The following is a 17,094-nucleotide window of genomic DNA, read 5'->3' as shown; positions in this document are numbered from 1 at the left end:
CAGCTCAGCGACACGGTGAAAGCAGAAGGAAGTCGGCCATGGCAACGGCGCCCAGCGTCTCCTACTCGATGACGATCCGGCTGGAGGTGCCCGCGAGCGGAACCGCAGTCTCGCAGCTCACCACCGCCGTGGAGTCCTCCGGAGGCTCGGTCACCGGCCTCGACGTCACCGCGTCCGGCCACGAGAAGCTCCGTATCGACGTGACGATCGCCGCCACCTCGACCTCCCACGCCGAGGAGATCGTCGGGCAGCTGCGGGGCATCGAGGGCGTGACCCTCGGCAAGGTCTCCGACCGTACGTTCCTCATGCACCTCGGCGGCAAGATCGAGATGGCGTCGAAGCACCCGATCCGCAACCGTGACGACCTCTCCATGATCTACACGCCGGGTGTGGCCCGCGTGTGCATGGCAATCGCGGAGAACCCCGAGGACGCCCGCCGTCTGACCATCAAGCGCAACTCCGTTGCGGTCGTGACGGACGGGTCGGCCGTGCTGGGTCTCGGCAACATCGGTCCCATGGCCGCGCTGCCCGTCATGGAGGGCAAGGCGGCCCTCTTCAAGCGGTTCGCGGGCATCGACGCCTGGCCGATCTGCCTCGACACCCAGGACACCGACGCGATCGTGGAGATCGTCAAGGCGATCGCCCCCGGCTTCGCGGGCATCAACCTGGAGGACATCTCCGCGCCCCGCTGCTTCGAGATCGAGGCCCGGCTGCGCGAGGCCCTCGACATTCCCGTCTTCCACGACGACCAGCACGGCACCGCGATCGTCGTGCTCGCCGCGCTGACCAACGCACTTCGCGTGGTGGGCAAGGCGATTGAGCAGGTGCGCGTCGTGATGTCGGGCGCCGGCGCGGCCGGTACGGCCATCCTCAAGCTGCTGCTCGCGGCAGGTGTGAAGAGCGCCGTCGTCGCCGACATCCACGGTGTGGTGCACGCGGGCCGCGAGGACCTGGTGGGCGCCGCCCTGGACTCGCCGCTGCGCTGGATCGCCGACAACACCAACCACGAGGGCCTCACCGGCACCCTCAAGGAGGCCGTCCGCGGCGCCGACGTCTTCATCGGCGTCTCCGCGCCGAACGTCCTCGACGGCGAGGACGTGGCGGCCATGGCCGACGGTGCCATCGTGTTCGCGCTCGCGAACCCCGACCCCGAGGTCGACCCCGCAATCGCCCGTCAGACGGCGGCAGTTGTGGCCACGGGCCGCTCCGACTTCCCCAACCAGATCAACAACGTCCTGGTGTTCCCCGGCGTCTTCCGCGGCCTGCTGGACGCGCAGTCCCGCACGGTCAGCACGGACATGATGCTGGCCGCCGCGACCGCCCTCGCGGACGTGGTCACCGAGGACGAGCTCAACCCGAACTACATCATTCCGAGCGTGTTCAACGACAAGGTCGCGGGCGCCGTCGCCGGAGCGGTGCGGGACGCCGTCAAGGCGGCGGGAGAGTCGGCGACGGGCGCGTAGGCGCGCTCCGGCCACGGGCCCGCCGGTCCGGCGGGCTGCCGCCGGAGCGGGCGCGGGCGGTGCGGCGGCTGTGACCATCGCCACGGTGTCCGCGTACGGCGCGTCGTTGAAGGCGCAGGTCCTGGGCGCCCTCTAGGGTGGCGGCCAGGCTCAGGCCCCCCAAGGCCCTGCGAAGCGTCGCCCGGAGTGGACAGAACGTCACCACACCGGGACGGTGGCGCTTTCGTGTGACTCCCAAGGGTGTTCTCACGACTCCTACGGGTGCCGGATTGGCTTTCCCGCCGCAGGTGGGGGCAGGATGCGTCTTCGGGCGCGAGGGTCTGACGAAGGAAGGACCCGGGTCCGGGGACTCACCGAGGACCCTGGCAGCATCGACTTCGCTGTGCCCATCATGCGGCTCCGCCGCGTGGCACGCCTCAACGGCAAGAAGAACACGGGAGTAACAACATGAACCGCAGTGAGCTGGTGGCCGCGCTGGCCGACCGCGCCGAGGTGACCCGCAAGGACGCCGACGCCGTGCTGGCCGCGTTCGCCGAGACCGTCGGCGAGGTCGTCGCCAAGGGCGACGAGAAGGTCACCATCCCTGGCTTCCTGACCTTCGAGCGCACCCACCGTGCCGCTCGCACCGCGCGCAACCCGCAGACCGGCGACCCCATCCAGATCCCGGCCGGCTACAGCGTGAAGGTCTCGGCGGGCTCCAAGCTCAAGGAAGCCGCGAAGGGCAAGTGATCTTGCCGTCGTACGCCACGGGACGGCGTACGAGGCCGTTCCCTGGGCGGGACGGCGTTCTCGGCCCGGTGACGCCTCCTGGGACGGCGTACGGGCCCAGCAAGGCCTAAGGGGCGGTCACCCGATGCGGGTGACCGCCCCTCGCGCGTGTGCGGATGCGTGGGTGCGACGCGTGTGTGCCCGCGGGCCACGGTCTCCCGGGGTTCCGCGGGCAGGGGTCAGGCCAGGGCCTTGCCCGGCAGCTCGACCTTCGCGCCCAGCTCGATGAGCTTCTCCATGAAGTTCTCGTAGCCGCGGTTGATCAGGTCGATGCCGTGGACCCGGGACGTGCCCTGGGCCGCCAGCGCCGCGATCAGATACGAGAAGCCGCCGCGCAGGTCGGGAATGACCAGGTCGGCGCCCTGGAGCCGGGTCGGGCCCGAAACCACCGCGGAGTGCAGGAAGTTGCGCTGGCCGAAGCGGCAGTCGGAGCCGCCGAGGCACTCGCGGTAGAGCTGGATGTGCGCGCCCATCTGGTTCAGCGCGGAGGTGAAGCCGAGGCGGGACTCGTAGACCGTCTCGTGGATGATCGACAGACCCGTGGCCTGCGTCAGCGCGACGACCAGCGGCTGCTGCCAGTCCGTCTGGAAGCCCGGGTGCACGTCCGTCTCCAGCGCGATGGACTTCAGCTGGCCGCCGGGGTGCCAGAAGCGGATGCCCTCGTCGTCGATCTCGAAGGCGCCACCCACCTTCCGGTAGGTGTTCAGGAACGTCATCATCGACCGCTGCTGCGCGCCGCGGACGTAGATGTTGCCCTCGGTCGCCAGCGCCGCCGACGCCCAGGACGCGGCCTCCAGCCGGTCCGGGAGGGCGCGGTGGGCGTAGCCGCCCAGCTTGTCCACACCGGTGATGCGGATCGTGCGGTCGGTGTCCATCGCGATGATCGCGCCCATCTTCTGCAGCACGCAGATGAGGTCCTCGATCTCCGGCTCGACGGCCGCGTTGGACAGCTCGGTGACGCCCTCGGCGAGCACCGCCGTCAGCAGCACCTGCTCGGTGGCACCGACGGACGGGTACGGCAGCCGGATCTTGGTGCCGCGCAGACCCTTGGGCGCCTCCAGGTACTGGCCGTCCGCGCGCTTCTCGATGACCGCGCCGAACTGCCGCAGCACGTCGAAGTGGAAGTCGATGGGACGGCCGCCGATGTCACAGCCGCCGAGGCCCGGGATGAAGGCGTGGCCCAGGCGGTGCAGCAGCGGGCCGCAGAAGAGGATCGGGATGCGCGACGAGCCCGCGTGGGCATCGATGTCAGCGACGTTCGCGCTCTCGACGTGTGTCGGGTCGAGCAGCAGCTCACCCGGTTCCTCGCCCGGGCGCACCGTCACGCCGTGCAGTTGCAGCAGCCCGCGCACCACACGCACGTCGCGAATGTCGGGGACATTGCGCAGCCTGCTCGGCGCACTGCCCAGGAGAGCGGCGACCATGGCCTTCGGTACGAGGTTCTTCGCACCGCGGACACGGATTTCGCCCTCCAGCGGGGTGCCGCCGTGGACAAGGAGGACATCGTCGTTGACGGTCATGGATCTCGCGTTCCGTTGGGTGGGGCAGGGGCCGAAGACGTAAGAGTAATGGCCGTACACCCCCCTTCAGTAAGCCCGAGTACCTCCCAGACGCGTCATAGGTTTGCCACAACACGAGCGGTGCGTGAGCGGACGCACGCGGTGACCGCCGGGCGTGCGCCGGGGCCGCGTCCGTGAGCCCGGTGCCGCATTCACCCGCGTACCCGGATTGCCTCCCCATCCCGGGGCAAGATGCGGGATCATGTCTGGCATGACCGAGGTGTCCTCGCTCACAGGGCGGCTGCTCGTGGCCACGCCCGCCCTGGCGGACCCGAACTTCGACCGCGCTGTGGTGCTTCTCCTCGACCACGACGAGGAGGGCTCGCTCGGGGTGGTCCTCAACCGCCCCACACCCGTGGACGTGGGCGACATCCTGGAGGGCTGGGCGGATCTGGCGGGGGAGCCCGGGGTCGTCTTCCAGGGCGGACCCGTGTCGCTGGACTCGGCGCTCGGCGTCGCGGTCATCCCGGGCGGCGCCTCCGGGGAGCGGGCCCCGCTGGGCTGGCGGCGGGTGCACGGCGCGATCGGCCTGGTCGACCTGGAGGCCCCGCCCGAGCTGCTCGCCAAGGCGCTCGGCTCGCTGCGGATCTTCGCCGGCTACGCGGGCTGGGGACCGGGCCAGCTGGAGGACGAGCTCGTCGAAGGCGCCTGGTACGTCGTCGAGTCGGAGCCGGGCGATGTGTCGTCCCCGGCGCCGGAGCGACTGTGGCGGGAGGTGCTGCGCCGGCAGCGCAGCGAGCTGGCGATGGTGGCCACCTATCCGGACGACCCTACGCTCAACTGATGCGCGCGGGCTTCAGTACCCTTGCCGTATGAGCACTCTCGAGCCCGAGCGCGGTACCGGTACGGGGACCCTCGTAGAGCCGACGCCGCAGGTGTCGCACGGCGACGGTGACCACGAGCGCTTCGCCCACTACGTCCAGAAGGACAAGATCATGGCGAGCGCCCTCGACGGCACGCCCGTCGTGGCGCTGTGCGGCAAGGTGTGGGTACCGGGCCGCGACCCCAAGAAGTACCCGGTCTGCCCCATGTGCAAGGAGATCTACGAGTCCATGGGCAGCGGCGGCGACGAGGGCAAGGGCGGCGACAAGAAGTAGCCGGCCGGCTGCTCACCCGACGACGACCGCAGGGCCCCCGGGACGCGTGACGGCGCGTCCCGGGGGTCTTCATGTCCACGTCCGGGCGCGTCGGGGTTCGGAGACCCTCCGCCGGCCCGTCGTCCCGTCGCCCCGTCGTCCGGCTACACGTCACCCGTCGTCCGTCTGCCCGTCGTCCGTCTGCCCGTCGTCCGTCTGTCCGTCGTCCGGCGTTCCGCCTCCCTTCGTGCATCCCGCTTCCGTTCACGCCGCCTTGTCGATCAGGCTTCCCCCACCGGGACGGTGTGGCCGCCCGGGGTTCCGTGAAGGCCGCAAGGACGGAAGGGGCTGGACACGATGGGCTTCGAGGATCTGATCCCGGCACCGCGCAAGGGCGGGTGGGTGCCCCCGCGGGGGCTGTACGTGCTCGACGAGGAGACGGTGCTGCGCGCGGAGCCCGGCACCGAGCGCGTCGCGCACTGGATGCGCGACGTCCTGGGCGCGGCCACCGGGCTGCCCTTCCGGGAGGGGAGCGGGGACCACGGCATCGTGCTGCGCGTCGACCCGGGGATGGAGCCCGAGGCGTACCGCATCGTCGTCGACGGCTACGCCGTCCGTCTCGACGGCGGCAGCGCGGCAGGCGTCTTCTGGGCAGCGCAGACCTTCCGTCAGCTGCTGGGGCCGGAGGCCTTCCGGCGGGCGCCGCTCGACCCGTCACGCCGTGAGTGGGACGTGCCCGGGGTGGTCGTCGAGGACGCGCCCCGCTTCGCCTGGCGCGGCCTCCTGCTCGACGTGGCCCGGCATTTCACACCCAAGGACGGCGTACTGCGCTGTCTGGATCTGATGGCCGCCCACAAGCTGAACGTCCTGCATCTGCATCTCACGGACGACCAGGGCTGGCGGCTGGAGATCAAGCGCCACCCGAAGCTCACCGAGGTGGGCTCCTGGCGGTCCCGCACGCGCTTCGGCCACCGGGCCTCGCCGCTGTGGGAGGAGAAGCCGCACGGCGGCTTCTACACGCAGGACGACATCCGCGAGATCGTCGCGTACGCGGCCGCGCGGCACATCACCGTCGTCCCCGAGATCGACATACCCGGGCACAGTCAGGCGGCCGTCGCCGCGTATCCCGAACTCGGCAACACGGACGTCGTCGACACGGCCTCCCTCTCGGTCTGGGACGACTGGGGTATCTCGGCCAACGTACTCGCCCCCACCGACACCACTCTGCGGTTCTACGAAGGGGTGTTCGAGGAAGTTCTGGAACTGTTTCCCTCGACGTTCATTCACATCGGCGGCGACGAGTGCCCCAAGGACCAGTGGCGGCGCTCCGCGGCAGCCCAGGCGCGCATCAAGGAACTCGGGCTCGACGGCGAGGACGGACTGCAGGCGTGGTTCATCCGGCACTTCGACACCTGGCTGACCGCCCGCGGCCGCCGGCTCATCGGCTGGGACGAGATCCTTCAGGGCGGCCTCGCGGAAGGTGCCGCCGTGTCCTCCTGGCGCGGATACGCGGGCGGCGTGACGGCCGCACGGGCCGGCCACGACGTGGTCATGTGCCCGGAGCAGCAGGTGTACCTGGACCACCGTCAGGACGGCGGCCCGGACGAGCCGGTGCCCATCGGGTATGTGCGCACCCTGGAGGACGTCTACCGGTTCGAGCCTGTTCCGCCGCAGCTCACCGGGGAGCAGGCGCGCCATGTGCTCGGCACCCAGGCCAACGTCTGGACCGAGGTGATGGAGGATCAGGCGCGCGTGGACTACCAGATGTTCCCGAGGCTCGCGGCGTTCGCCGAGGTCGCCTGGAGCGAACTGCCGGCGTCCGCGGAGCGCGACTTCGGTGACTTCGAGCGGCGGATGGCCGTCCACTACGGCCGGCTTGACGCTCTGGGGGTCGCGTATCGGCCGCCCGCGGGGCCCCTGCCGTGGCAGCGGCGGCCCGGAGTGCTCGGACGCCCGATCGAGGGTGCGCCCCCGAACGTGTGAGGCCGTCGTGGAGGCGCGGCACGGGCGCCGGGGGCCCTGGAAACGTGATCCCGCGTGGGAGAAGTCGCACCAGGGCCGCCGGAGAGCGGCGATCGGTACTCATCGGGGATGTCATGGCAAAACGGGTCATCTCCCTGGTGAGGGGGCGAATGCCTCCTAGCGGACCCCCGCGTCGGGGGCCGGGAAAGATGTGCCAGAGTTGCCACGTCCGGCCTGTCAGCACGTACCGTACGGCAACACAGGTGGGACCAGGTGGGGCAGCGGGAAGGGGCAGCCGGTTTGACCACGCACGCACCGCAGGCGGCGCAGGCCGTGACGCTGCCCGCCTCGCTGGACGAGGCCGTGGCGGTCCTTGCCGCCATGCCGGCCGCCGTCCCCGTGGCGGGTGGCACCGATCTGATGGCCGCGGTGAACTCCGGCCAGCTGCGGCCCGCCGCGCTGGTCGGTCTCGGCCGCATCAGCGAGATCCGCGGCTGGCAGTACCAGGACGGCCACGCGCTGCTCGGCGCCGGCCTCACCCACGCGCGTATGGGCCGCCCCGACTTCGCGGCCCTCATCCCCGCCCTCGCGGCGGCCTCGCGCGCCGCCGGGCCACCGCACATCCGCAACGCGGGCACCCTGGGCGGCAACATCGCCTCGGCCGCCCCCACGGGGGACGCGCTCCCGGTGCTGGCCGCCCTGGAGGCCACGCTGATCATCGCGGGCCCCGAGGGAGCCCGCCGCGAGATCCCGGTCTCGCATCTGCTCGCCGGAGTGGAGCCGCTGCGCGCCGGCGAACTCATCGGCTACGTGCGCGTACCGCTGCTGCACGCCCCCCAGGTCTTCCTGAAGGCGACCGGGCGCACCGGCCCCGGGCGGGCCGTCGCCTCGGTGGCGCTCGTCCTCGACCCGGCCCGGCGCGGTGTGCGCTGCGCGGTGGGCGCCATAGCGCCCGTGCCGCTGCGCCCCCTGGAGGCCGAGCACTGGGTCGCCCAGCTCATCGACTGGGACAACAACCGCGCGATCGTCCCGGAGGCGCTCGCCGCCTTCGGGGAGTATGTCGCCGCGGCCTGTATCCCCGACCCGGCCCCGGCGGAGGACGGCACCGTGCAGCAGCTTCCACCCGCCGTACTGCACCTGCGGCGCACCGTCGCCGCGCTGGCCCGACGAGCACTGGGGAGGGCACTGTCGTGACCGACGACCGGCACCCGGAGGAGACCCCGCAGGGGGGCACCCACGGTTCTTGGGAGCGACTGCCACAGGGCGACTACGACGACGGGGCCACCGCCTTCGTCCAGCTCCCCGAGGGAGGGATCGACGCCCTCCTCGCCGCCCACAGCCCGCTGGCCGCGCCGGGCCACGGCTATGTGCCGCCGACGTTCGACCCGGCCGCCGCCGAGGGCACCGACCAGGCGGCCCCGGGGACCTGGGCCGCGCCCGCGGAGGGCGCCCACTGGCCCGACCCGAACCGGACCGCCCCGCACGGCACGGGAGACCAGTTCCCGCACCACTCCGGAGCCACCGGGCAGTGGAGCTTCCAGGAGACCGCGGCCGCCCAGGAGCACCCCGCGCCCGGGCACGACGTCACCGGTGAGTGGTCGATCCCGGTGGCGGGCGGCGATCTGCCGGACGAGTCGGGCGAGTTCAGCACGTCGGCCCTGGTCGAGCAGTGGGGCGGCACCCCGCCCGCGACGCTCCCGGGCGGCGCGCCCGCGCCCTGGGCGACGGGCACGGCCGGGCAGCCTTGGTCCGACGGGACGCACACCGGCGCCGACGAGTCGGCCGGGCCGGCCGCGCAGACGCCCGGCGCGGACCCTGGAGAGCCCTCCGGCGGGCCGTACGGGGACACGGGGGCCGCTGTTGCTCCCGAGGCCTCCGAGGCCGCCCACGAGCCGCAGGCGCCCGCCGACGGGCCCGACGGGCCGGACGGGGACGCCCCCACCGCGGACGCCGCACCGGCCGAGGCCGGGGAGCAGGACCCCGAACCGCCACCGGCCCCGCACGACGAGCACCCCCTCGTCTCGTACGTCCTGCGGGTGAACGACTCCGACCGGCCCGTCACCGACGCATGGATCGGGGAGTCGCTGCTGTACGTGCTGCGCGAGCGGCTCGGTCTCGCCGGCGCCAAGGACGGCTGCTCGCAGGGCGAGTGCGGTGCCTGCAACGTCCAGGTCGACGGACGGCTCGTCGCCTCCTGTCTGGTGCCCGCCGTCACCGCGGCGGGCAGCGAGGTCCGCACGGTCGAGGGCCTCGCCGCCGACGGCCAGCCCTCGGACGTGCAGCGGGCGCTCGCCCGGTGCGGGGCCGTGCAGTGCGGCTTCTGCATCCCGGGCATGGCGATGACCGTGCACGACCTGCTGGAGGGCAACCCCGCGCCGACCGAACTGGAGGCCCGCCAGGCCCTGTGCGGCAATCTGTGCCGCTGCTCCGGCTACCGGGGCGTCCTGGAGGCCGTCAAGGAGGTCGTCGCCGAACGCCGGGCGCACGCCGAGGCCGAGTCGGCACCGGACGCGGACGAGCCCCGGATCCCGCACCAGGCCGGGCCCGGGGCCGGCGGCGTCCACCCCTCCGCGTTCGACGGCGCGGGCCCGCACGACCACCCGTACGGCCAGGACGGAGGCCAGGCGTGAGCAACGAAGCCGCCACCGCGACCACCGCGGCGGCCGCACCCGCCCCCGAGGCACTGGCGCACGGCCTGGGCGCCTCCCTGCCGTCGACCGACGCCCGTGCCAAGACCGAGGGCACCTTCCCGTACGCGGCCGACCTGTGGGCCGAGGGCCTGCTGTGGGCGGCCGTACTGCGCTCGCCGCACCCGCACGCGCGCATCCTGTCCATCGATGTCAGCCACGCGCGCGAGATGCCCGGCGTGCGGGCCGTCGTGACCCACGAGGACGTGCCCGGCAGCGCGTTCCACGGCCGGGGCACGGCCGACCGCCCGGTGTTCGCCTCCGAGGTCGTACGCCACCACGGGGAGCCCATCGCGGCCGTCGCCGCCGACCACCCCGACACCGCGCGCATGGCCGCCGCCGCGGTCATCGTCGAGTACGAGGTGCTCGACCCGGTCACCGACCCGGAGCAGGCCTTCGAGGCGGAGCCGCTGCACCCCGACGGCAACCTCATCCGGCACATCCCGCTGCGCCACGGCGACCCGGACGCGATGGGCGAGGTCGTCGTGGAGGGCCTGTACCGCATCGGCCGCCAGGACCCCGCCCCGATCGGCGCGGAGGCCGGTCTCGCGGTGCCCCGGCCCGACGGCGGGGTCGAGCTGTACATCGCCTCCACCGACCCGCACGCCGACCGCGACCGCGCCGCCGCGGTCTACGGCCTGGAGCCGGAGCGGGTGAAGGTCGTCGTCACCGGGGTGCCCGGCGCCACCGCCGACCGCGAGGACCAGAGCTTCCAGCTCCCGCTCGGCCTGCTGGCCCTGAGAACCGGCTGCCCGGTGAAGCTCGCCGCGACCCGCGAGGAGTCGTTCCTCGGCCACTCCCACCGCCATCCCACCCTCCTGCGCTACCGCCACCACGCGGACGCCGAGGGCAGGCTGGTGAAGGTCGAGGCACAGATCCTGCTGGACGCGGGCGCGTACGCGGACACCTCCTCGGAGTCGCTGGCCGCCGCGGTGTCCTTCGCCTGTGGCCCCTATGTCGTCCCGAACGCCTTCATCGAGGGCTGGGCCGTACGCACCAACAACCCGCCGTCGGGCCATGTGCGCGGCGAGGGCGCGATGCAGGTGTGCGCCGCCTACGAGGCGCAGATGGACAAGCTCGCCAAGAAGCTCGGCGCCAACCCGGCGGAGCTGCGGCTGCTCAACGTCATGGCGACGGGTGACGTCCTGCCGACGGGCCAGACGGTCACCTGCCCGGCGCCGGTGGCCGAACTGCTGGAGGCGGTACGGGACCACCCGCTGCCGGCGCTCCCCAAGGACACTCCCGAGGAGGACTGGCTGCTGCCGGGCGGCCCCGAGGGCGCGGGCGAACCCGGCGCGGTGCGCCGCGGTGTCGGCTACGGCCTCGGCATGGTGCACATGCTCGGCGCGGAGGGCGCCGACGAGGTGTCCACGGCGACCGTGAAGGTCCACGACGGCGTCGCGACGGTGCTGTGCTCGGCCGTCGAGACCGGTCAGGGCTTCACCGTGCTCGCCCGGCAGATCGTCCAGGAGACCCTGGGCATCGACGAGGTCCACGTGGCCCCGGTCGACACGGACCAGCCGCCCGCCGGAGCCGGCTGCCGCGGCCGCCACACCTGGGTGTCCGGCGGCGCGGTGGAACGTGCCGCCAAGATGGTCCGCACCCAGCTGCTGCAACCCCTGGCGCACAAGTTCGGCATGTCCACCGAACTGCTCCAGATCACCGACGGCAAGATCACCTCGTACGACGGCGTGCTGTCGACCACGGTCACCGAGGCGATGGACGGCAAGGAACTGTGGGCCACGGCGCAGTGCCGCCCGCACCCGACGGAGCCGCTGGACGAGACGGGCCAGGGCGACGCCTTCGTGGGGCTCGCGTTCTGCGCGATCCGCGCGGTGGTGGACGTGGACATCGAGATCGGCTCGGTACGGGTGGTGGAACTGGCCCTCGCCCAGGACGTGGGCCGGGTGCTGAACCCGGCTCAGCTCGCCGCGCGCGTGGAGGCCGGTGTCACCCAGGGCGTGGGCATCGCGCTCACCGAGAACCTGCGCACGGCCCGCGGTCTGATCCGGCACCCCGACCTGACGGGCTACTCCCTTCCCACGGCACTGGACGCCCCCGACATCCGGATCGTCAAGCTGGTCGAGGAACGCGACGTGGTCGCGCCGTTCGGCGCCAAGTCGGTCAGCGCGGTGCCCGTGGTGACGTCCCCGGCGGCGATCGCCGCCGCGGTGCGCGCGGCGACGGGCCGTCCGGTCAACCGTCTGCCGATCCGGCCGCAGGCGGCGGTGGTCACGACCCAGTGAAGGCCGCCCGGCCGCTCCGGCTGACGCCCTCCTGACCTGGCGATCTCCTTCGCCCCGGGCGTTGTCAGTGGGGCGGCGTAGGGTTCTTCGCGTTGGGGGAGAGCCGCCCGGCGGGAGCCTGTGTCCTGCCCGCGGACGCCCTGGGCACGACGCACGCGGGGGAAGCAATGGGCACGACCGAAGCCGGTGGCGTGATCACGCTGACCGAGGCGGACCTGCATCCGTGTGTGACGCGCACGGGGAGGCGCCACCAGCTGACCGGAGCCCCGCCCGCGCAGCCCGTGCTGTGCGGGGTCGCCGAGCTGGTCGACGCCGCGGAGAAGCTGGTCGCGGAACTGCGCGACCAGTTGGTCAAAGGGGTGCTGCGCACCCTCGACCGTGAACTGGAGCGGCTGTTGCTCGACGGCGCCACGGGCCGGGTCTCCACGACGCCCGCGTTCCCGGGCCACCCGGGTCTGGTGGATCTCTCCCCGCTCGCCGGTGAGGACCCCGCGTCCCACCGGCGGACGACCGCGCTGATCCGCCCGCCGGCCCGGATCGCGCGGCCCGGCGCGGGGCTCCGACTGGACCTTCCGCCGCGTCTGCTGGACGAGGAGTTCGGCTCCGCCGCGATCATGCGCTTCGAGGACATCGACTTCCCCCGCACACTCACGCACGAGCCGACCCGCCGCTTCCTGAGCGAGACAGGCCTGCCGGAGCACGGGACTTGGTACGAGCTGGACATGGACGTGCCCCTGCAGACCCTGGCCGAGTACTGCGCGGAGGAGAGCGGCATCCCCGCGGACCGGCTCCCCGAGAGTGCGGACCGCCTGATACGCCTCGGTCGTCTGCTGGAGGACCCGAGCCTGGTCGTCGACGGAGCCACCGGAGAGCTGCTGTGCTGGAGCGAGCCCGACGCGACCCTGCGTCCCCTGAACGCTGACGTCTCCACCCTGGCGTTCACGGTCTGGCTGGTGCACCGCGAGAAGACACTCGACACGAAGCCCGACGTCGTGACCCAGTACGGCTAGTGCGGTCGCAGCACCAGAGGCAGCCGGCCGTACAGGCTGCGCCCTCGGCCTTTCCTCAGCAGGGATGATCAACTCGTTGGGCGCCCTCTACGCCCGACCGATGCACGTGAATCGAAGGAGTGGATATGTCTCAGCGCCAGAGCGGCACCGTCAAGTGGTTCAACGAAGAGAAGGGGTTCGGCTTCATCACCCCGGAAAGCGGCCCCGACCTCTTCGTGCACTTCAGGGCGATCCAGGGTCCAGGATTCAAGAGCCTCAAGGAAGGCCAGAAGGTGACCTTCATCGCGGTGCAGGGCCAGAAGGGCATGCAGGCGGACGAGGTCATCGCGGAGGAATAGGCCGCCGCGCCAATGGTGTGGCGGAGCGCACCCCCGGTCCAAAGCCGAGTCGGCTCCGGACCGACGCCGCCCCAGGACAATCCGCCGATCTGCCCGGCTTCCCGAGGGAGCGAATTCCCCTGAGGGCAGATATCCCGTCCCTTAGAGGAATTTCTCGATTGGCCCACCGTCGAGGGGGGACAGTTTCCCGCGATACCGTTCGCACGCACTCCGGAAGGATTCGCGAAGATGAAGGTAAAGCGTTGGGTCAGCCTGGTCGGGATAGTCGCAGCGCTGATTGTGGGAGGTGTGGGGGCCGTCAGTTCCGCAGTTGCCGCGCCTCGGTCGGCGCCGTCCTCCGTCGCGCATCCGGACACCTTCTGCCCGACCGCGTGTGGCTGGTGACGCAGACCGCCGGCTCCCTGCTTCGGTAGAGGGGGACAAGCGTTCAGGTGTGCAGTGGGAGGTCACCTCCCCCCGCTGCACACCCTGCCCGGCTCGGCCCACGAGGTTCGCCCCAGAGGCCCTGTCGGTGCGGTTCCCGCCCCTTCGTTCTGCCTGGCCAGGCACTGGAGACCGTGGCGGGAATCGAACCCGCGTAACTCGCTTTGCAGGTTTGTCCGGGCCGCTCAAGGCGCGATCCGCGATCGTTCATCGACGTTCAGCCCCGTGCGGATGCTGTGTCCGGCGGCTGGGTCGAACGGCGTTGAACGGCCGCGTACGGCGATGAATGAGACGGGAACTGAGACGGGCGCCACCTTCCCTCAGAATCGATGTCGGTGCAGGCCGAGGGAGTAACGACACAACGGCCATGCGCCGCTTACCGCCTCGGCAGACTGTCTTTGGGTGCGTACTTCATCTACTTCTGGCCCATCTACACGGGCACCGCCATCCCGATCGACTCCTGGCGCTCGCGGATGTGGCTGGACACCTGGATGTAGCTGGACGGACACACGACGAGGGCGCGGCAGTCGGCCGCGCCCTCGTGGTCGTTGTTGGTCGTCAGCGGTTGCCGTTGGCCACCCTCGGACGGCCCGGAGGCGGCCCGGAGACGGCCCGGTTCCGGCGACACGGCAGATTTCAGCGGGCTGGCACCGTTCGGCCTGAGCAGGCCCCTTTCTCGTTCGTGGCTCCATCGGGGGACACCTGGGGGCCCGAGATGTCCCGCCCCAAGTGATTGAGTTGCGGGCCGTCCCAGACTGTGTGCCGTCCGTGCGCTCGCTTGCACTTCATGCTGCGTTTGGGTGACGAGTGGAGCCGGTGCACCGAGATGGTGGTTGCTCTGCGATGTGCCATCCCTTCAGGGCGACGGTACTGCCGTCATCGCCAAGCGGGGCTGCTTGGCGAGAGAGGGCGGGTTGGTATGGAGATTGAGCCGGCGGATGCGGTGGCAGCGTTGCGGGATGAGCTGCTGGAGGCCGCGGCGCGGGGTGCAGGACAGTCTCCGACCTCGCCGTGGCCATCGGGATGCGGGACAGCGTCGTGTCGCAGGCGCCGCGTCTGCTGCGGACGGCAGGCATCGTCCAGCGCGAGAAGGATGGCCGGATCGTGCGCTACCGGCTCGTCGACGGCCAGATCTCCGCTTTGCTGGAACACTGCACGTCACGCGATACGACCGCCGTCGCCACACTGTCAGGAGGAGCAAGTGGCACAGGACGACAGTGAGGATCCGCAGCTGCGAGCGATTGCAGCCGGCCTTGGGCAGGACTACCCGAGGTTGCACGCCAAGTTGGCCCGGTCCGGCCTGCTGTTCGTGGCTGCCCGGCTGACGATCGCAGTCGGCGGTCTGGCGCTGGCCGCTGTGCTGCTGTTGGAGATGAACGGGCTGGGCATCGGAGCCACCTACTTCGCCGTCATCCTGATGATCATTGGTGTGACCGAGACGGCCCGGCGAGCCATTCAGCTGGTCGGCTTGATAAAGGGCCACCGAAGGTCTCGGTGACGTCGTCTGCAGATCTGTCGCCACAGAGCAGAAGCGGCAACGGTCCATTCAGACTTACCTGCCCAACTCTGCATCAACCACGCGCCAAATAATTGAGAAGACGGTAAGAGGTGCGGGTCCCATAAATGCTGGACAGGTGTGCGACTCCTGACCTAGTGTTGTTAGGCAGGCTTTCCTGACGGGGGTTTTCGTGCTTTCTGGTTCGACCAACCAGTTCGAAGTTTCTTTCACGTTCAGGGCCGGGTGGTGTCGCCTTGCGCTGCGCGTAGGCGCAGAAGCGGCTGTCTATCGGGCGACATCCATCGAAGACGACTTCTTCTCCGACCTCGTCGAGGCAGTGGCACACATCGCCTCGGGCAGAATCGTGGCGTCAGTCCTGTGGGGTGACGAACCGGGGGGAGTGTTCCTCGATATCGCACGGTCGGGGCCTGACCACGCCTCTATCGCCGTGCACCAACTCGGCCTCCCCGACTGGCTCACGCCGGCCGACCCGCCCTGGGCGCCAGTACGCGGAGACGCTCTCGTCATGGCCAGGATTCCGGTGGTGACGTTCCTGACCGCGTTCGCAGAAGCCTTTTCTGCTGTCCAGGAGTCGGCGCCAGAAGGACGGATTCCGGGCTGGGGCGGAGACTTTCCAGCCGCACCTTTCGCCGCCCTACGGCGCGAAATGGACAAGCGTCACTCCTCCTAGGGACGTCTGCGCTCCTGGTCCATCCACACATGCATGAGGGGGAACTTTTTCGTGCGCTCATTCAAGCGCTTTACCATCGCCGCGTTTGCCGCGGCGGCACTGACCATGTCGCTGACCGGTGTATCCGCCGCCGCGGTCGACGGACCGCGCCAGACCGACCCGCCCGGCGGTGCCACCCCGTGGAGCGACTGCTTCTACGGCCATCCACTCCCGTCCAAGAACGCTTACGTCAACAGCTTCGCCAACGACCACCTGCGCATCGGTGTGGTCCTGCGGTGCGGCGTCCACGACAGTGACAATGCCGACGGGTGGGGTGTGCGGCACATCAAGGACGGCCACGGCTTCGACGAGTACACCGAGTACTGCATCCAGTTGATCGTGGGGAAGACGGGATCCCTGACCCCCGGTTCCGGCCCACGCAACCAAGCGTTCAAGTACAGCGCGCACGGCATGACCGGCACCGTCATCTACAACGTCGACACGAAGAACATCGTCACGGCCTACACCTCGGGGACCCGCGGGAGCGGCGACTGGGACGGGTGCGTTTCGCGGTTCAGCTGACAGTGAACGAAAGAGGAGGTTTCCGTGCGTAAGCACTTCAGTTTCGGCCTCGGGATCACGTTGGCCGCAGCGTCCCTGTTTCTGGCAGCACCCGCCAATGCCGCGGTAGCGAACGAGGCATCCCCCGCCAACCCCCAAACAGCACACGGGTGTACCACTAACGACGACGACTCCAAGACATCCTGCATCGACGTCGAAGGCCACAAGCTGACCGTCGACCGAGTGACCGCTGACGAGTACTACGGTGGCGGCGGCCATCACTGTGCCACCCCCCGGCTCTACGCCAACGGCTCCCTGTTCGCGACGGGCCCCAAACGATGCGCGACCTTCAGCGTGCAATGGACCTTCCCGATCAACGAAGGGTTCAGTAACCACACCCAGTTGTGCACTTCGTGGAGCGACGAACCAGGTCTGCGCCCCTGCGAGACCGTCCACGACTGAACCCCCTGCCTGAACAAAGTGCCCGTCGGCTCCGGCTCATCCGTGTGGCTGGACCGGAGCCGACACGGTCTGCGAGTCAGGCCCTCCACCGACACCAAGCCCGGCGAGATGCCCACGGCCGCTGCCAAGACGCTGGCATGTCTGCTGCTGTTGGCGTACGCCGAGGATGCCTCCAACCATGGTCACGCGGCGAATCACGTACATTCTCGCCAAAGTGATGTAAGTCACCCACCGGGGCCTTCGGGCGTGGGCGTGACGCCTGCACATACACAGACTTCCATGTGCAGGTCTGCTGTCTGCACATGGAGGCCCATGCGGAGCGGCGGAGTGCCGCTACTTGGTGCAGACGGTGTGCGGCTTGACCCAGACCT

17 protein-coding genes are annotated in these 17,094 nt (G+C 70.6%); 15 read left to right on the top strand and 2 right to left on the bottom strand.

What is annotated here, in order from left to right:
• The first annotated feature begins 38 nt into the window (after positions 1-38).
• A complete protein-coding gene (locus ACFY2Z_RS33745; RefSeq protein WP_390747858.1) occupies positions 39-1,463 on the top strand; it encodes an NAD-dependent malic enzyme in 1,425 nt (474 codons plus the stop codon).
• A gap of 447 nt (positions 1,464-1,910) precedes the next feature.
• The gene (locus tag ACFY2Z_RS33740) at positions 1,911-2,192 is read left to right on the top strand and encodes an HU family DNA-binding protein (RefSeq protein WP_007498188.1); all 282 of its coding nucleotides are present in this window, start codon (positions 1,911-1,913) and stop codon (positions 2,190-2,192) included.
• A 218-nt stretch (positions 2,193-2,410) separates the two neighbouring features.
• On the opposite strand, the gene murA is transcribed toward ACFY2Z_RS33740, so the two are convergent.
• Positions 2,411-3,751 (bottom strand): UDP-N-acetylglucosamine 1-carboxyvinyltransferase, encoded by a 1,341-nt coding sequence (gene murA / locus ACFY2Z_RS33735; RefSeq protein WP_390747857.1) that lies wholly within the window; start codon positions 3,749-3,751, stop codon positions 2,411-2,413.
• Positions 3,752-4,001: 250 nt separating this feature from the next.
• On the opposite strand from murA, the gene ACFY2Z_RS33730 reads away from it, so the two are divergent.
• From ACFY2Z_RS33730 to ACFY2Z_RS33695, 8 genes are all read left to right on the top strand, one after another.
• The gene (locus tag ACFY2Z_RS33730; protein ID WP_311692304.1) at positions 4,002-4,574 is read left to right on the top strand and encodes a YqgE/AlgH family protein; all 573 of its coding nucleotides are present in this window, start codon (positions 4,002-4,004) and stop codon (positions 4,572-4,574) included.
• A 28-nt stretch (positions 4,575-4,602) separates the two neighbouring features.
• Entirely contained in the window at positions 4,603-4,887 is a 285-nt protein-coding gene (locus tag ACFY2Z_RS33725) for a DUF3039 domain-containing protein (RefSeq protein WP_208032514.1), read from the top strand.
• Positions 4,888-5,223: 336 nt separating this feature from the next.
• Positions 5,224-6,849: a beta-N-acetylhexosaminidase gene (locus ACFY2Z_RS33720; protein ID WP_390747856.1), complete on the top strand. Its 1,626-nt coding sequence runs from the start codon at positions 5,224-5,226 to the stop codon at positions 6,847-6,849.
• 279 nt (positions 6,850-7,128) lie between these two features.
• Positions 7,129-8,022, top strand: a complete 894-nt coding sequence (locus tag ACFY2Z_RS33715) for an FAD binding domain-containing protein (protein ID WP_390747855.1) — start codon at positions 7,129-7,131, stop codon at positions 8,020-8,022.
• Complete coding sequence (locus tag ACFY2Z_RS33710; RefSeq protein ID WP_390747854.1) at positions 8,019-9,458, top strand: 2Fe-2S iron-sulfur cluster-binding protein; 1,440 nt, start codon at positions 8,019-8,021, stop codon at positions 9,456-9,458. Before ACFY2Z_RS33715 ends, ACFY2Z_RS33710 begins: the two co-directional genes overlap by 4 nt.
• Positions 9,455-11,761 carry a xanthine dehydrogenase family protein molybdopterin-binding subunit gene (locus tag ACFY2Z_RS33705; protein WP_390747853.1) on the top strand — a complete coding sequence of 769 codons (2,307 nt, stop codon included), beginning with the start codon at positions 9,455-9,457 and terminating at the stop codon, positions 11,759-11,761. The genes ACFY2Z_RS33710 and ACFY2Z_RS33705 overlap by 4 nt, the downstream gene beginning before the upstream one ends.
• A 167-nt stretch (positions 11,762-11,928) precedes the next feature.
• Complete coding sequence (locus tag ACFY2Z_RS33700; protein WP_390747852.1) at positions 11,929-12,771, top strand: SUKH-4 family immunity protein; 843 nt, start codon at positions 11,929-11,931, stop codon at positions 12,769-12,771.
• A 125-nt stretch (positions 12,772-12,896) separates the two neighbouring features.
• On the top strand, positions 12,897-13,109 hold the full coding sequence (locus ACFY2Z_RS33695; protein ID WP_390747851.1) for a cold-shock protein: 213 nt from the start codon (positions 12,897-12,899) through the stop codon (positions 13,107-13,109).
• Between the two features lie 853 nt (positions 13,110-13,962).
• On the opposite strand, the gene ACFY2Z_RS33690 is transcribed toward ACFY2Z_RS33695, so the two are convergent.
• A complete protein-coding gene (locus ACFY2Z_RS33690) occupies positions 13,963-14,160 on the bottom strand; it encodes a hypothetical protein (RefSeq protein ID WP_390747913.1) in 198 nt (65 codons plus the stop codon).
• Positions 14,161-14,543: 383 nt separating this feature from the next.
• On the opposite strand from ACFY2Z_RS33690, the gene ACFY2Z_RS33685 reads away from it, so the two are divergent.
• From ACFY2Z_RS33685 to ACFY2Z_RS33665, 5 genes are all read left to right on the top strand, one after another.
• Complete coding sequence (locus tag ACFY2Z_RS33685; protein ID WP_390747850.1) at positions 14,544-14,753, top strand: hypothetical protein; 210 nt, start codon at positions 14,544-14,546, stop codon at positions 14,751-14,753.
• On the top strand, positions 14,734-15,030 hold the full coding sequence (locus tag ACFY2Z_RS33680; RefSeq protein ID WP_390747849.1) for a hypothetical protein: 297 nt from the start codon (positions 14,734-14,736) through the stop codon (positions 15,028-15,030). Before ACFY2Z_RS33685 ends, ACFY2Z_RS33680 begins: the two co-directional genes overlap by 20 nt.
• A 190-nt stretch (positions 15,031-15,220) precedes the next feature.
• Positions 15,221-15,721, top strand: coding sequence for a hypothetical protein (locus tag ACFY2Z_RS33675; RefSeq protein ID WP_390747848.1), 501 nt, complete (start codon positions 15,221-15,223; stop codon positions 15,719-15,721).
• Positions 15,722-15,772: 51 nt separating this feature from the next.
• Positions 15,773-16,282 carry a hypothetical protein gene (locus ACFY2Z_RS33670; protein WP_390747847.1) on the top strand — a complete coding sequence of 170 codons (510 nt, stop codon included), beginning with the start codon at positions 15,773-15,775 and terminating at the stop codon, positions 16,280-16,282.
• Between the two features lie 24 nt (positions 16,283-16,306).
• Positions 16,307-16,723 carry a hypothetical protein gene (locus ACFY2Z_RS33665; RefSeq protein WP_390747846.1) on the top strand — a complete coding sequence of 139 codons (417 nt, stop codon included), beginning with the start codon at positions 16,307-16,309 and terminating at the stop codon, positions 16,721-16,723.
• The last annotated feature ends 371 nt before the right edge of the window (positions 16,724-17,094 follow it).

The organism is Streptomyces sp. NPDC001222 (assembly GCF_042896945.1).
Taxonomy (GTDB): domain Bacteria; phylum Actinomycetota; class Actinomycetes; order Streptomycetales; family Streptomycetaceae; genus Streptomyces; species Streptomyces gibsoniae.
Note: the sequence above shows the minus strand (reverse complement) of the source record. Positions and strands in the feature narration are given on the sequence as shown.